The sequence below is a fragment of the Streptomyces sp. SID4985 genome, assembly GCF_009863025.1.
In the GTDB taxonomy this organism is placed as follows: Bacteria; Actinomycetota; Actinomycetes; order Streptomycetales; family Streptomycetaceae; genus Streptomyces.
Window position 1 is genome coordinate 1 of sequence record NZ_WWIR01000642.1, and the last position, 204, is coordinate 204.

Genomic DNA, 204 nt, shown 5'->3' on the forward strand with positions numbered 1-204 from the left:
CCGGTGACGACACCGGCGGCGACGGCACCGCCGTCCAGCTCTGGGACTGCCAGCAGGCCACCTCCCTCGACCAGAAGTGGACCTGGACCGGCCAGACCCTGCGCACGCTGGGCAAGTGCCTGGACATAGCCGGTGGCGTGAGCGCGGCCGGTACCAAGCTCCAGCTGGCCACCTGCAACAACGGCGGCTACCAGAACTGGGTCC

1 protein-coding gene is annotated in these 204 nt (G+C 70.1%); it reads left to right on the forward strand.

The features are described from left to right. The coding region (locus GTW40_RS27275) for a ricin-type beta-trefoil lectin domain protein (RefSeq protein WP_161182794.1) at nucleotides 1-204 on the forward strand (204 nt) is incomplete at both ends.